General features: G+C 37.2%; 10 protein-coding genes. 4 read left to right on the top strand and 6 right to left on the bottom strand.

The features are described from left to right. Window positions 1–8 precede the first annotated feature (8 nt). The 3 genes from mazG to D1003_RS08545 all read right to left on the bottom strand — a co-directional run bounded on the left by mazG (window position 9) and on the right by D1003_RS08545 (window position 2,877). Complete coding sequence (gene mazG, locus D1003_RS08555) at window positions 9–782, bottom strand: nucleoside triphosphate pyrophosphohydrolase (RefSeq protein WP_153936467.1); 774 nt, start codon at window positions 780–782, stop codon at window positions 9–11. 690 nt (window positions 783–1,472) lie between these two features. Then, a complete protein-coding gene (locus D1003_RS08550; protein ID WP_153936466.1) occupies window positions 1,473–1,910 on the bottom strand; it encodes a hypothetical protein in 438 nt (145 codons plus the stop codon). A 139-nt stretch (window positions 1,911–2,049) separates the two neighbouring features. After that, on the bottom strand, window positions 2,050–2,877 hold the full coding sequence (locus D1003_RS08545) for a TerC family protein (protein WP_052910200.1): 828 nt from the start codon (window positions 2,875–2,877) through the stop codon (window positions 2,050–2,052). A 125-nt stretch (window positions 2,878–3,002) separates the two neighbouring features. Here D1003_RS08545 and D1003_RS08540 point away from each other — a divergent pair, with 125 nt between their 5' ends. The 4 genes from D1003_RS08540 (at window position 3,003) to D1003_RS08525 (ending at window position 9,169) form a co-directional block, all read left to right on the top strand. Next, complete coding sequence (locus D1003_RS08540; RefSeq protein WP_153936465.1) at window positions 3,003–6,137, top strand: exodeoxyribonuclease V subunit beta; 3,135 nt, start codon at window positions 3,003–3,005, stop codon at window positions 6,135–6,137. A 108-nt stretch (window positions 6,138–6,245) separates the two neighbouring features. Next, a complete protein-coding gene (locus D1003_RS08535) occupies window positions 6,246–7,280 on the top strand; it encodes a PASTA domain-containing protein (protein ID WP_153936464.1) in 1,035 nt (344 codons plus the stop codon). A gap of 62 nt (window positions 7,281–7,342) precedes the next feature. Then, window positions 7,343–8,401, top strand: a complete 1,059-nt coding sequence (locus D1003_RS08530) for an RluA family pseudouridine synthase (protein WP_004919730.1) — start codon at window positions 7,343–7,345, stop codon at window positions 8,399–8,401. 39 nt (window positions 8,402–8,440) lie between these two features. After that, window positions 8,441–9,169: an energy transducer TonB gene (locus D1003_RS08525; RefSeq protein ID WP_153936463.1), complete on the top strand. Its 729-nt coding sequence runs from the start codon at window positions 8,441–8,443 to the stop codon at window positions 9,167–9,169. A 65-nt stretch (window positions 9,170–9,234) separates the two neighbouring features. On the opposite strand, the gene D1003_RS08520 is transcribed toward D1003_RS08525, so the two are convergent. The 3 genes from D1003_RS08520 to D1003_RS08510 are packed head-to-tail and all read right to left on the bottom strand — an operon-like array spanning window position 9,235 to window position 16,238. Then, window positions 9,235–10,551, bottom strand: coding sequence for a RagB/SusD family nutrient uptake outer membrane protein (locus tag D1003_RS08520; RefSeq protein ID WP_153936462.1), 1,317 nt, complete (start codon window positions 10,549–10,551; stop codon window positions 9,235–9,237). Window positions 10,552–10,575: 24 nt separating this feature from the next. Next, window positions 10,576–13,647 carry a SusC/RagA family TonB-linked outer membrane protein gene (locus tag D1003_RS08515; protein ID WP_153936461.1) on the bottom strand — a complete coding sequence of 1,024 codons (3,072 nt, stop codon included), beginning with the start codon at window positions 13,645–13,647 and terminating at the stop codon, window positions 10,576–10,578. 20 nt (window positions 13,648–13,667) lie between these two features. Continuing rightward, window positions 13,668–16,238, bottom strand: a complete 2,571-nt coding sequence (locus tag D1003_RS08510) for a zinc-dependent metalloprotease (RefSeq protein ID WP_153936460.1) — start codon at window positions 16,236–16,238, stop codon at window positions 13,668–13,670. Between the last annotated feature and the right edge of the window lie 396 nt (window positions 16,239–16,634).

Below are 16,634 nucleotides of genomic sequence, written 5' to 3'. Positions count from 1 at the left end.
TTTTTCATTTATTCTCGTTCTTGTTTTTTAGCTTCTTCCCAAAGGCAGTCCATCTCTTCCAGAGAGAGGCTGTCTAGGTTGAGATTTTTCTGCGAAGCTAAAGCCTCCATCGTTTGAAAGCGGCTAATGAATTTGTGATTGGTACGCTCTAAGGCAGTATCAGGATTGATGCCCGAAAGCCGAGCATAATTAACCAAAGAAAACAACACATCGCCAAACTCTTGTTCCTTCTGCTGCGAGTCTTGGGTATGATGAAACTCTTGAAGTTCTTCTTCTACCTTGCTCCACGCCGCTTCGGCATTTGGAAACTCAAAACCGATGCCCCGCACCTTGTCTTGGATACGATATGCCTTTACCAAAGACGGCAGCCCTCTAGGTACGCCTGATAGAATGGAACGATTGCCCTCTTTGAGCTTGAGTTTCTCCCAATTTTGCTTCACTTCTTCCTCGTCTTTCACCTCTGTATTGCCGTAGATATGAGGGTGCCTGAAAATGAGTTTTTCGTTGAGTGATTTTAGGGCATCTCCTATATCAAAGTGCTGCTGCTCCGAGCCTATTTTGGCATAAAATACCAAATGTAAAAGGACATCTCCCAATTCTTTCTTAATCTCGTCTAGGTCTTCGTTCAGAAGGGCATCGGATAGCTCATAGACTTCCTCTAGGGTGAGGTGTCTTAGACTTTGCAAGGTTTGTTTTCTATCCCAAGGGCATTGCGCTCTTAGGGTATCCATAATCTCCAGTAATTCTCCAAAGGCGTTTAGTTGTTGCTCTCTCGTGGTCATATATTAAATCTATTAAGGTGGTTTTGCAAATATTCTATTAGTTTCTAAAGACATTTTGGTGCCATATCATTAGCACTATATAAAGTGTAAAGCCCCACATTAGCACTTTAGCATCGCAAAGTTATACTTTTAGAAGCTAATTTTGCGTCTGTAAAGGGTAATTTGCTTATAAATTATGTTTTTTATTAAATCAACCCCAAATACTCCCAATTTAACCTAGTGGACTTGGTCTAGAACCTAGAACTCTTGGTTCAGAACGTCATTTATTTCCTAACGAACCTAGACAACTTGGTTTAAAATATAGACGACTTGGTCTTTAGCTTAAAGCACTTCCTATTTAACCTAGACAACTTAGCCTGGGACCCAAAACACTTCCAACTTAACCTAAACGACTTTATATCTAACGCCAACCTCTTCCCAACGAACCTAGGCGACTTAGCCTAGAACCCCAAATTCCCTCCTCGCTCTATTAAACAAAAAACTTTGCTAAGAGATTCAGCAAAGTTTTTGTGATAGTGGTTATTTTTCTGTTTCTTTCGGGCTAGGGCTTTGCGTTCGGGCGGATTTCGGAGCAACAAAGTTCCAATTTATTACTAAAGTTTAATAGAAGTGCAAAACTCCAAGTTCGCACGTCAGCCCGCCTGACTCAAAACCTGTGTTAGTGAGAGTGTTTTTTTAACATTCCCTTCGTTAAAGTTTTTCTTGTCCATTCAGCCAATTTTTATGCAGAATGAATTTGTCCCATGTGAGCTGTCCAGACTCGAAGTTTATAATCCATTCAATGTATTGTTCATAGTTTGTCATAGTTATAACCATTGAAAATTCGTTGATATTGTCAATGCACTCATTTGTCATAATTAACCAATTGTCTTCACATAAAGAATTGGGAAAATCAATTTGAATTGAGTTATCATTAGTGATTTTTTTAAATGTCTGTGATTTAATGCCACTAAAATATAATTCCGCTTCGTCAAACACTATCGCTTCTCTGATTTTTTCCTCTTCAAAGTTTTCTAGAAATCCCCAATCAATGTTTATAGCAATGCTGTCCTTGTCGAATGAAATATTTGAAAAATGGGAATCGTGCAGTCCGATGCGGCTAAATTTATCTGTAATTTGATATTTCATTTCCTTAGTGTTCTTAAGTCTATTTTGTGTCTGTATACATTGCCACTAACAAAACTATCTAGGTATTATTATGACGACTGCTGAAGACCGACCTAACGAAGAAACTAAACCTAGACAAAGGATACACCCACATAAAAAATTACAATTGGTCTATTTTTTCGGAGTTGTGCAGTTCCACTGGTTTACCTTTTTTACGAAGCTTCATATTGATGAATTCTACCGCCAACGAGAAGAAAATCGCAAAGTATAAATATCCTTTAGGAATTACGCCCACCTCTTGGTCAAACAAAGAGAAATGCCCTAAATGAGAGGCTTCAGCGAGTAACATTACCCCTATCAAAATAAGGAACGAAAGCCCCAAAATCTGAATGGTTGGGTGCTGATTAACAAAATTACTTACTGGTCCTGCAAACGCCATCATAATCACCACAGAAATCACCACCGCCAAAATCATAATCGCCAATGCTCCTGCCTCTCCGTACTGATTAAAACTTACCAAACCTACCGCCGTAAGGATACTATCGAAAGAGAATACCAGGTTGAGTGCAGCTATCTGTGCAATAGCAGAACCTAAAGATGTTTTCTTAGAATTGGACACTTTAAGCTCTTCCTCCCCTTCTAGTTTATGGTGAATTTCGGAAACGGATTTGTAAAGCAAAAACAACCCTCCAATAAATATAATTAAACTCTGCCCCGTAACGCTACCGTGAAACCAAGATAGATGCACTCCAAACAACTCATTATTAAGACTCACTACCCATTTGATACCGAATAACAATACTACCCTAAATACCATTGCCAAAAGCAACCCTATATTTCTTGCTTTTTTCTGGTCTTTGGGCTCTATTTTATTGGACACTATGGAGATGAAAACAATGTTATCTATCCCCAATACTATTTCTAAAAAGGTCAGCGTTAAGAGAGCTATCCAAGCATCGGCTGATGAAAATACTTCTAAAAATTCCATTATTTATTTCATTTGAATTGAAGGCGTAAAATTAGGAAAGTTTTTGAGACCAAAGAAAAAAATTTCATTATAGAAAAATTATTGTTTAAATTGCGATTCATACAAGAAATACAATATACAAATATATGCATCCATACAACGCTATAAGTGCTTCGGCAGGTTCGGGAAAAACCTATACCCTCGTTATCAGAATACTATCTCTGTGCCTTAGAACACCAGACGAAAAAGCCATACGCTACATTCTCGCTCTTACCTTTACCAACAAAGCCGCCAACGAAATGAAAGAGCGTATCTTGCAATGGCTAGAAGCGTTTACCAAAGAGGATTATTTACAAAACAACGAGCTAAAGGCAATACAATCTTACCTAGAGACACAAGGGATAAAACTCACCATTGAAGACCTTCACTACCGTTCTAAAAAGGTTTTGGATTATATTCTGCATCACTATTCTATTTTAAACATTGGGACAATAGATAAATTTAATGCAAAACTGGTAAGGAGTTTTTCCTACGAATTGGGATTGGCACAGAATTTCAACCTAGAAATCAATAACGAGCCCTACCTCATAGAAGCAGTTGACCAACTATTAGATAAAATAGGAGAAGACCCAAAAGTTTCGGAAGCGTTTATGGATTTCGTTAATTACAACCTAGAAAATGAGGAACGAATCAATGTAAATAAAACACTGTACGACCGAGCCAAAACCTTCGTAAATGATGTACACTACGAAGAATTACAAAAAAATGAAACCTTTGATTGGGAAGCGTATGACAATCTGAAACTAAAACTTAGAACGCAACTCACACAACACCACAACGAGGCTTTGCAATATGCCAAAAAGGCTTTAGCACTCATTAGCGAAAATAATTTAGAAATTAAAGATTTCCAAGGTGGAGCGAGTTCTGGGCTAGGAAAGTTTTTTGAAGAAGCTCTAAAGTTTTATACTGGGCAGAGAGATAAATTCCCCTTTCCGTCTGATGAAGAAAAAGCTTTAGAACGCTTCCGAAAAGGTACAGCATCTAAGGACAACACCATTATAAATGCTATATTTTCCATTTTAGATACCCTTATAGAATGGAGAGCAATCATCATCACAAACTATGTAACTTCGGAAAAGAAAGCCAAAATTCTTAAAGAATTGCTACCACTCAAAATCAATAAAGAAATCCGTGAGCAATTGGAAATCATAGAAAACGAAGACGATTTAGTACTTCTTTCCAAATTTAATATTCTAATCAAAGAAAATTTACGAGAGGAGCCTTCGGCTTTTATTTATGAGAAAATAGGCACTAGATATCAGCATTATTTTTTTGATGAATTCCAAGACACTTCCAAACTACAATGGGAAAATATTATCCCACTTAGAGACCACACCATCAGCTCCGAAGACCACAGCTTTACCCTCGTAGGCGACCCTAAACAAAGTATCTACAGATTTAGAGGTGGTGATGCAGAGCAGATGCTAGACATCATCAATGGTAAAGAAGCGACGGGTGTAAACATCAACCTTGAAAATCTTGAAAATAACTGGAGAAGTGCCCAAAATATTGTTCGTTTTAATAATGAACTTTATGCCTTTATGGCAAAAGATTTGGAACAGGAAGAACACAGACACCTTTTTGCAGAACAAGGGCAACAAATAGCTAAAAGAGAAGGTCTACTAGGGCGAGTAAGAGTAAATCTAGTAGAATACGACCGAAAAGATGAAGTTTTCTTTGACGAGGTAGCCAACCAAATGTTTGAAGATATTAAAACTTGCCTAAACAACGGTTTCCAATTCTCGGACATTTGTATTATGTGCCGAACAAAAGGAGAAATAAAACAGCTATCTCAAAGACTAGGATTACTAAAAGTCAATTATAAAAATACTGAAACCTACATTAAAACCATTTCCGAAAAAGGCTTAAGTTTAGATTTATCCAAAACCCTTTTGGCAACCATAGAATACCTGAAATGGGAAAACGATACTTCTAATTACGACAGCCTTATGAGAGCTTTGTATCACCTCAATAGTTTAGGAAGAATTAACATAAATTTGTTCTCCGAAGAAATGACAAACCTTCTTGAACTCAAAACTTCCGATACGATTTTGGAAGAATTAAATAAACGATACGGCATTAAACTTAATCATCAGCACTACCTACATCTCAATCTTTATAATAGGATAGAGTATTTGGTAAAACAATTTGCTGTACCTCAACAAGAGACCGATTTCATACTAAACTTCTTAGAGGAAGTCTATGCCTTTACCCAAAATCCAGGAAAAACTTTAAAAGATTTTATTAAATACTGGGACGAAGAAGCCTCGGAAAAATCCATACAATCCTCCGAAAACATAGATGCCATCAAAATGATGACCATACACGCTACCAAAGGTTTAGAGTACCCTGTGGTATTCCTCCCAATGAAAAACAGCCATAAAGATAGTTCTTTTAATGATTGGCTATCGGTAGATTTAGAAAATTTAAAATCGGTTAATCTTAGTCAGTTTAAAAAGGAACTTTTGGTGTATGACGATACTTTGAAATCATTTTCAGACGAAAACACCTATAAAAATAAAATCGACCGCTATTGCGTGCAATATGTTGCCACGACCAGACCTGTGGAGCAACTTTTCCTATATCTCCAAAAGCCTAGTCAGTCAGGAGAAAACAAACTAGAAATATTGGACTTTGTACAGCAGTTTAACGCTTCCGAGCAGCAGTTTGACCTTTATCCAGAAGAAAACAATTCTTATCAAAAACAAAATCGTAAGAAAAAACCAACCGAAATCAACAAACAAAGTGTAGAAATTATACCTAACACTTGTATTTCTAGCAATATCCAAATCGCAACGCCTTCTAAAACCTATCAAGAACGAAACGAAAAGGTGCGTACAGGGATTTTCACTCACGAAATTCTGTCCAAAATCAAGACTAAAAACGACATTACACCCGTCCTATCCAGCTATCTGATAGACGGCATTATAACCAAACAAGAAAAAGCAGAGATAGAAAAAACCATTCTTTCGGTAGTGGAGCATCACTCCTATTCCTTTTATTTTGAAGATATTGAAGAAGTTTACAACGAAAGAGATTTTATGCTAAATGGAGATATTTTTCGCCCAGATAGAGTGGTAAAGAAAAACGGTGGCTATTACATTTTAGATTTTAAAACAGGAGCTCCTAACGATAAACATCAAAACCAAATATTAGCATACAAAATAGCTTTGGAACAATTAGACTTTAATGTATTAGGAACTGAGATTATTTACATCTAACCTCTAAACCTAAATATAAGCATAACTCAACCACGAAAATAACCTTGTTTTTTAGCCGTTGTTGATGAGAAAATATTATCTTTGCTCAAAAGTTTTAATTATAGAATTATGTTTAAATCACTTTTCCATTGGAAAGTAGGTCTTAATGCTGTTGCAGCAATAGGCGTGTTGGTAGGGTTAGTATGGCTTACCTTCCGTTGGCTAGAACTACACACCAATCACGGTAAAGAAATCCCTGTACCCAATGTCGTAAATATGAGTATGCACGAAGCCATAAAAGCACTAGATGATGCAGGACTTGAATACGAAATAGACAGCGGAAAATACGACCCAAAATACAAATCTTTTCAGGTATTACAAATCTACCCTTCCCCAGGTTCTAGAGTGAAGGAAAGTAGAGCTATTCGGCTAAGAGTAAATCCTAGAACTTGGGCTAAAGTAACTGTACCTGATGTTCTTAACCGATACAAAAACACCGTATTCACTCAATTAGAAAGAATCGGACTAAAAGTAGGAGATACCATCTACGAACCTAGCATTCAGCCAGATGCTGTTATAGGAATGAGATACAACGGTACCACCTTAGCTCCAGGTACTTTATTGCCTAGATTTTCTACAATTGATTTAATCATTGGTAGTGGTCCTAGAAGAAATATCGCCATACCCAATGTAGTGGGAATGACGGTAAAACAAGCTAAAATGATTATAGAGCAAAATTATTTTACTCTAGGATTAGCAGAATATGAAGACGGAAAAAGCGACGACAGCGATATTGTCTATTACCAAGACCCTGCACCGGGAAGCCTTAGAGACCAAGGTATGCAAATAGACATTTGGGCAAGTAAGAAAACTTTAGCCGAAATGCAAAGTAAAATCAACGCTTTAGACCAAATGTATAGAGTAAGGATAGCTCCTGTAACCACACCTGATTTTGGGGAAGATATTACCTACGAGCCTGAGCCTGTAAGACCAGAGCCTACTCCTCAGCCCAAACCAAAACCCGAGGTAAAAACAGAAGTAAAACCTACTCCAAAACCTGAAACGGCTAAACCAAAACCAACGGAACAAAAAAAGCCAGAGCCTAAACCTACTCCCAAACCAGTAGAGGAGAAACCAAAGGTTAAAAAAGTAGTGATAGAATAACTTTACAATAAAAACACAAAAGGCTTTGGCAATATGCTAAAGCCTTCGTTTATGATATGATAATGGAAGACTATACAGATTTTGAAGAAGAACATCTACAAAAGCCTCAACAAGATATAGATGAGACCGAAGAACTCTACGAACATCTCAACTTAGTAGTAGATAAGAACCAAGAGCCTTTAAGGATTGATAAGTATTTACTCATATTTAGACAAAATTCATCAAGAAACAAAATCTCTCAAACTTGTAGAGCCGGAAATGTAGTTGTAAATGGTACTCCTGTAAAGCAAAATTATAGAGTAAAACCTGGTGATAAAGTCTCGGTACTCCTTACCCACCCTCCTAGAGAAAATGTAATTGTACCTCAAGATATTCCTATCAACATCGTTTACGAAGATGATGACTTATTAGTTGTGGATAAAGAGGCAGGAATGGTAGTACACCCTGGTTTCGGAAATTGGGACGGCACATTGGTAAATGCCTTAGCCTATCACTTTGAGAAAAACGGTCTCAAAACCGATTTAGACCGTGTAGGTTTAGTTCATCGTATTGATAAAGACACTTCTGGACTTTTAGTAATTGCTAAAAATGAGTATGCGATGAGTTTTCTCGCCAAACAATTCTTTGAGAGGACTACCAAAAGGCTTTACTGGGCGTTTGTATGGGGCAATTTAGCGGAAGACACTGGCACTATTAAGGGACACATCGGTCGTGATTTAAAGAACAGAATGCAAATGGCTGTTTATGAAGACGGCAGTCTAGGAAAACACGCCGTTACCCACTACAAAGTTTTAGAACGCTTTAGATATATGACTTGGGTGGAATGCAAACTAGAAACAGGCAGAACCCACCAAATAAGGGCTCATTTCAGGCATATTGGGCATACTTTGTTTAATGATGAACGCTACGAGGGGCATCAAATTTTGAGAGGGATTAACCTACCAAAATACAAACAGTTTGTAAAAAATGTGTTTGAAGTTTTGCCTAGACACGCCTTACACGCTCATACCTTAGGTTTTACCCACCCTACCACAAAAAAAGAAATGTATTTTGAAAGCCCAATGCCACAAGATATGCAACAGGCGGTAGAGAAATGGAGAAATTACTTAAGTGCTAATTAAATTACTAAAAACAACATCACTATTTGATTTAAAAGCATTATGAAAACAAAAAATTTACTTACCATTGTTGCTCTGTTAAGTTATCTATTCGTACGAAGCCAAATAGTAGTATATGAAGAATATCCTAATGGACAAAATTTTTATGTTGGAGGAGAAAAGGAATTTTATAAAGATTTCCATAGCATTCTACTAGAACATAAATTATCACCTTGTGAAAATAAAAAGGAGTTTTACACAATGAAACTTGTAATTTATCCAGACAGAAGCATTAAGTATATAAAACCTGAAAATCTAGATGATGTAGAAGCAAATAAATGTACCTTTCAACTCACAAAAGAAGTTTTAAAATATATGGATAAATGGAAACCTGCTATTGTGGATAATAAAGAAGTAGCTGCAGTTGCTTACATCACTATCATTCCTGATAATTTATTTGATAAATATACTGATGGATATACCATAGATTCTGTTTTTAAAAGGGCAGAATATGAAGGAGGAATTAATCTATTTAGAAAAAAAATATTCCAAAGTATTGATATATCAGGGTTCCATTTTAATGGTTCTGTAGAATTACTTGTAAAATTTATGGTGGAAAAAGATGGCAGTTTATCCAATATTAGAATAGAAAACTCCTCTGGTTCTGAGGAATTTGATAAAAGAATCATAGATGGTGTTACTAGGGTTAAAAACAAATGGAAACCCGGAACTTTAAACGGAGAGCCCATAAGAGTAGGATTTAATCTACCTATAAAAATACAAGCTAATTAATTTTAATAAAAACAGGTCATCTTTTTTGGACGACCTGTTTTATTTTTGACTTTTATACTATGATATTACAATTCTGGATTTTTCAACCTTGCTTCCTTAGGGAAAGGAACGGTATATCTCGCATCGCCTTGCTCTAATTTAAAGGTTTCGCCACCAAAAATATGTGTAATTTCAGGTTGATTGGTTCGTCTTAAATCTTGCCAACGCAAACCTTCAAACGAAAGCTCTCTCGCTCTTTCATTAAGTAATTCCGTGTAATAATCGGTATCAGACAAACCGTTTATTTTGTTTTTAAAATTAGCCAACCCCACAGCGTTGTATCTTTTTTCAGCTAATGAAATAAGCGTTGCTTTAGACTCGGGTACTTTATCTAGCATCGCCTGTGCTTCTGCCTTTATCAAAAGAACTTCTGCCACACGGAATGTACATTTATACGCACTAGAACCTGCATTATATTTTAAAGTTTGCCAATTGCTTCCGTTTTGTTTAAAATACTTAGAAAAACGAAGGTCATTAGTTTTATCAAATAAAGCAATATGCTCATCACTCGCTCTGGAGAAAGAGTAGGTACTCGGCACTACTGGCAAATCAAGGTTCATAATAGATTCCGTAGAGGTATAACTGCTAGGTAAAACGCTGAAATTATTAAAATCCTCCAAGTTAGAATTCAAAGCCAGTGCTTGGTTTGCTTCCTTTAAAGCATTAGCCCAATCTTTTCTGTACTGATACACTCTAGCTTTAAATGCGTGTAAAGCCGTAGTTGTGAATCTGTAATTAAGCCCAGCAGAAAACTTATCTTGATTTAATAACTGTTCCGAAGTGGCTATATCCGAAAATATTTGATTATAAACCGCATCTAAAGTAGCTTTAGGAAAACTGCCTTCCAAATTAACTTCCGTTACCAAAGGAACGGCTAATGTAGAACCATTGCTTCCGTTATAAGCTGGAGCATAAATCCCAATGAGTTCAAAGTAAACATAAGCTCTCAAAGCATAAGCCTCTCCTAATATTTGGTTGGTATTTTCATTTTTACCAACATATTTATAAGCATTTTCTATAATATAATTGGTGTAGAAAATAGTTTCGTACAAAGATGCGTAAGGCACTTCGGTAGAACCTGGTGTTGCATTCGCTTCTCCCCAAGTGAATATCGCTTTTAAATATTCGGAAGAGTTGGCTGCCTTTACCTCATCAGATTTAAGATTGAGTAATGCCTTGTGTTGAGGGTAAATTTGATACGCTCTCGTAAGCAAAGCTCTAAAATCTTCCTCCGTCTGTGGTACTACTTTCCCCGTAGGTACTATATCTAAATATCTTTCGCAAGAAACTACACCCAAAGATAGTGAGGTTGCGATGAATAAAGTTTTTATTGTTGATTTCATTTTTTATTAAATTATTAAGTTAAATTAAAACCCTACATTAAGACCAAACACGAGGGCTTTCTGTATAGGTTGTGCATAGATGTTACCGTAGGTTTCTGGGTCAAAGAAATTTTTGTGCCCATTACTGAAGACCAATAAATTTCTTCCTTCCAAAGATAATCTCATAGATTTTATCCCTGCACTTTTCAATAAGTCCGCTGGTAGGTTGTACCCTAATCTTATATTATTGATTCTGATGAAGCTCATCTCTTTAGCCCATAAATCAAAATAGCTGTAAGAATTTGTTGGGTCCCAATTAGCAAACCAACCATAAACCACCTCTTGTCCAGGTACAGTATCCGCCCCTATAATTCTTGGCAAAGTAGATGAAGTGTTGTTAGGCGTCCAAGCATTTAGAATATCCGCAGAAGCATTAAGCCCTCTATCTATAGCCGTAAAGTTGTACGGAGCTCTACCCAATACCGTTTGCTTGATGTTGAAAGATGCCGCAATATTTAAATCCCAATTACCTATATTGAAAGTATTGGTAATCCCTCCAAAGTATTTAGGGTCTCTGTCTCCTAGATAACTAAACCAATTTTTCATTTGGTCTTGAGAATATTCGCTCGTCACATAGCCTATTCCCCAAGGGTCTGATATTTTGTAGAAGTCCACAGCAGACACTACATTTCCGCTCTTATCATAGAATAACGGAAGTCCATTAGCATCAAGACCTGCCGTTTTAATACCGAAAACTGCATTTACAGGATAGCCTTTCCCCGAAGGTAAGAAAGTATATCTACCATCATTTACCTCATCAATATTACTTCTATTCGCGGAAATATTGAAGGTAGTTGTCCATTTGAATTTATCGGTATTGATGTTATTAGTTATGAGTGAAAATTCAAAACCTCTATTCGTTAGACTTGCCCAATTGACATTAGACAAAGAGAAACCTGTTTCTAACGGAAGTTCTTTAACTCCCATAATATCAGTCCCCTTTCTCTCATATAAATCTAAAGTGAAATTAACTCGGTTGTTCCACAATCCAAAGTCTAATCCCACATCTTTAGTGGCTGTTCTTTCCCATCTTAAAAGTGGGTTTGGAGCTCCATCGTGTACTATGGTAGTTTCCGCAGTATTTAAAATTCTAGTGTTACCATAAGTACCTCTGAAATAAGGCGAAGTACCTCTATCAATATTTCCTTGAAGACCATACGACCCTCTTAGCTTAAACATACTAATGGTAGCGTTGTCTTTTAGGAAGTTTTCATTCTTAACATTCCACGCCACCGAAGCTGCCCAGATAGGGTTCCATCTCTTGTTGGTTTCTGCACCAAAGAAGTTAGTCCCGTCATATCTCACACTACCAAAGAAAGTATATTTTTTAGCATAAGTGTATGATAAAGTCCCAAAGAAAGAGGCGAAAGAGTTTTCTACTTCGGTATCTCTATTAGGAATATAGATTGGCGAAGTAGCTTGGCTATCTGGTAAATTTACAGGAACCGATGTTTTAGTCCTTGGATTGTAGCCATACATTTGGCTCATCATATCGTAGTATCTGGTTCTTCTGATTTCAGACCCTGCCAATACATTCAAATCGTGATTGCCAAATCTAGGGCTGTATTCTAGTATATTTCTGAAATTATATTCAAAATCATTAGAGTTGGTTCTTTGGAAATAATCTCCATTTGGTAAAAACGAAGTATTGGTAGACGACTGGATACTTTCCGCTATTCGTCTTCTCATAAGGTAAGTTTCTGCCGAAGCGTAGCGTTCAGTTTCGCCTGTACCTATCAATAATCCAAATTGAGAGCGGTATTCTAAACCTTTAATGATTTTATAATTAACATCTAAAATGGTTCTTAACGATTTATTCGCTAATGAATATCTGGTATTCTCTCTTTCCTCTATATAGTTGTACGGAATTCTGGTATCATTACCCGAAAAGCTTTCCACATAGTTTATATCTCGATCGTAGATATAATTTCCGTTAGCATCTCTAGGTGCTAAGTAAGGATTAGCGGTTCTGGAGTAATAAGTAGGCGTGGTGTAGCTCCCCGAATCCGACAAAAACGAAGTCTGTTTAGTGGAAGTTCCGAATATAGATAAGCCTAAATTAAGCTTATCGCTTACCTTATAATTATTTTTTAGGGTAAGGTTAAATCTATTAAATCCTGAACCTATCACGGTAGATTTTTCGTCGTAATATCCAAAAGAAGCATAGTAGCTGTAATTATCTAAACCACCTGTGATACTCACGGCTTGTTGCTGATTAACCACATTTCTGTAAAGCAAGTTGCCCCAATTGGTATTGGTATTTCTAAGCTCATTGATTTGCTTTTGCGAAAGAGGACTAAGTGCCGAGAAGCCTCCATTTCTAAAAGACACCCAGTCGTTATTAGCCGTTAAAATTCTAGACACCGCTCCATTATCTTTTCTATAATTGTCTAGGTCGGCTCTTTCTGCCATCATCAATTCCATATCTACTTTTTGAGAGGCATTCATCAGATTAAGTCTAGAGAAATCTGGTCTTAAGCTCACAAAAGTATTTGATGAAAAATTGATGCTCATTCTTCCTTTTTTACCACTTTTAGTAGTTACCAAAATAACCCCATTGGCTGCCCTAGCACCATAAATAGCGGTTGCTGATGCATCTTTAAGCACCGTAATATCTTCTATATCTTCTGGGTTGAACCCTGCGATAGAATAGTTTTTAAGCTCATTGATGTCTTGTCCCACATTGTAGGCAGGAGCTTGGTTTCCTTCTAAAGGCATTCCGTCCACCACCCAAAGTGGGTCTGTAGAACCCGAAAGCGATGCCGTACCTCTCACACGCACAGGAGCTATCTGCCCAGGTGCTCCAGAGGCTGGTGTAATCATTACCCCTGCTACTTTACCTTGTAGCATTTGATCCACAGAGGCGGTGGCTTTTTGTTCAATAGCCTTCATTTTTACTACACCTACAGAAGAGGTTAGTTTACTTTTTTCAATCTTTTGAAAACCTGTTAAAACCACTTCTTCTATCTTTCTCTCTTTATTTTGAACCGTATCGGTTATGGTATTCTGTGCGAAGAACACCCCTGGCAAAAGAGTTAATAGTAATTTTGTTTTCATATCTCTTGTTTTTATCAATTTCAGTTATTACCCAATGCTTTATTTAGCCTTACCATCATATCTTGATAATGACTTTGCGTATCATTATCGGCTTTGTTCATTGCCTTTGAGATGATTGCTCGTACTTTTATCAGCTCCGCTCTTTTAGCAGAACCCACTTCCGACAATCGCTTCATTCCATCAAAATAAAACTCTAGATGTTGCTCACCTGCTTTATCCAAATGAGTATGACTACAAGCATAATCGCACATCATTGGCATTGGGCTAAAGATTCCCTTTTCAGTTTTCTCGTACATTCTCTGCGTATCTATAATGAGAGCATCTATGTAATTTTTTTGTGTCATTCTTTCAGCGATGTTCAAAGGCTGTTTTTTAATTGATTTACTAAAAATAAATTCTCTTAAATCGTTGAACAATTCAGCTACCGTCATCACTTTTTGATGATTAAGAAACTCAAATTCTAATATTCTTAGGAATTTATTATCATTCATAAGCCCGTACAAAATAGCGGCTTGTTTCTCTCTAAATACATTGTACGGCGACTGATCCACCAGTCCTTTAGGTGTGTTTTTGGCTGGACGGATTTTTTGATTCAATGGAGATAAAAATAACCATTCTGGCAAAGTCAGTATGTGTTTTTTTATAAACGCCAAAGCCTCTTTTTGTGTTTCATATGGCACAGGTATATAAGAATTCTGCTGGTCTCCCTTAACGGTAGGATTAAGGTAAATCCCCCCAATATTAGCCAACACATGATTGTTATAAACATACCATTGGTTAATCACTTGGTTGTAAAAAGACTTCGCTTCGTTGTAGTTTTCTCCATTTTTGGTACTCCATTCTATGAGGTTTGGTAGCGTTTTCTTTAGATTGATGATGCCATACTCCCCTGCTTTCATCGCATTATCGCCCAAATCTTCTGCTTGCGAGCGAGGGTCTACCGTCTCCTCTTGCTGTGCTCCGTAGAAGTAGAGTGGGTCTCCTTGATGTTTCTCTATCCATTTTTGCGTGATTGGCAATTCTTCTTGAGGCGTCTTTTTACCCGTCCAACGGTAACCCCAGTTAATGGCAAACTCATCATAAACTCCTATTTTCGGAGTGATTTGTTTCACACCATCACCCTCTTGTGCTACATAGTTAAATCTAGCATAGTCCATAATAGAAGGGGCTGTACCTCCCATTTTCTCCGTAAATTCAGGCGAACGCAAAGACTCCACTGGGAACGCAAACGAAGCCCCCATATTATGTTTAAGCCCAAAGGTATGCCCTACCTCGTGAGAGGACACGAACCGAATAGCATTCGCCATTTTATCATCTGGGAATTTATTTTCTCTTACCTGTGGGTCTATAATTCCTGTTTGAACTCTCATCCAAGACTGGAGCAAAGTCATCACATTGTGCCACCATATAATATCAGACTCCAATATTTCCCCCGTTCTAGGGTCTACTACCGATGGTCCCATAGCATTCGCCATAGAAGAAGCTGCATAAGTGATTACGGAGTAGCGAACATCATCTACATCAAACTCTGTATCGTTAGGGTCTGGCAATTTCGCTGAAATTACATTTTTGAACCCAGCCTTTTCAAATGCTTTATTCCAATCGTGCACTCCATCTATAATGGCTTGTTGCCATTGTTTCGGTGTAGCTGGGTCTATGTAATAGACAATCGGTTTTTTAGGTTCTACCAGCTCGCCTCTAAGGTATTTTGCTTCGTCTTCCGCTTTAGGTTCTAGTCGCCATCTGGTAATGAGTTCTCTCTGTTCTACCTTCTGCTGACTGTCCGTAAAGTACATCTTGGGGGTCGTAAAATACCCTACTCTATCGTCCGAAAAACGCCCTACCATAGGCTCTGGCAATAGCACAATATTAGTGGTAGTCCCCACCGTTAAATCTGCTTTTTCGGCAGAAGTTTTCCCCTCTGAAATTTGGGTACTGAAATAAGACTTTACCACCACATTATTAGGAAAAGCCTTTACCTCGTCTATGTAAGAATCTTTGGTTCTTACGCTTCCCCCCATACCTATATTATCAAACAGATTGTTAAAACTTTTGGCGTTTCCGTCAAAGACATTATTTACCTGAATTACCGCTGTGGAGTCTTTTCCTAGAGTTTTAATTTCAAAACCTTCCACTATGGATTCTCCGTAATTGTCCTTTACCGAAGCCGAGATATTATCTTGTGAATTAACGGTAATTTGTGGGTCAAAAGTTTTTACCCACACCTTTTTATTGGTAGTATCTTTATAAAATCTGATGATTTTATTCTCATAGTTCATACCCTTGTTAATCCCAGCATTATTGATGGGAGCGGGTACAGACGATATTTTATTTACGATGAGTAGGTCTTTCCCTAGCACCTCGTTAGGTATTTCAAAATAAATCTTATCCTTTACTCTATGTATTTTGAGTAGCCCTTGTTTTGTTTCCGCTCCTTTCAATAGCTTTTCGTAAGGCTCAAAGCCCTCTTTTTTCTTGGTCTCCTCTTTCTCTGTTTTCACAGAATCTTTTGGAGAGGCTTTACTCTGAGCAAAAGCCATATTTGAAGATAGAAACAACCACGCAGAACAACCTAAAATCTTTAAATCCATAAACCAATATCTATTTTTCGTTAAAAAAGGGGGACAAAGTTAGCTTTTTATACCTTATTTAAGGTAAACTTTAACCAATAGATATTGAAAAAATGGGTAAAAATCATACTAAATTCTCTATTTATAAAGGAATATCTACTTGTAAAAACGCTCTCCTAGCTCCGAAATAAGCCCCTTTGATATAGCAAGACCATTGCTCTTGTAACACCTTTATAAATAGAAGAATTGCAAATCTTGCTTTTGTTTTTATAAAAACCTGCCGTAGTTTTACCCAAAACATCACTAGGTTTTGGACAAAACATAAGCCTCTTTTGGGTCAAGCTAAAAGTAATTAGTTCTTTTGTCTTGAAACAAACCTAGCGGAGTGGTTCGGCGAAGCCAAAAGAACCAAAAGTT

The organism is Riemerella anatipestifer (assembly GCF_009663465.1).
Lineage (GTDB): Bacteria > Bacteroidota > Bacteroidia > Flavobacteriales > Weeksellaceae > Riemerella > Riemerella anatipestifer_C.
The sequence above is the reverse complement of the archived record's forward strand: the minus strand, read 5'-3'. Positions and strand labels throughout refer to the sequence as shown.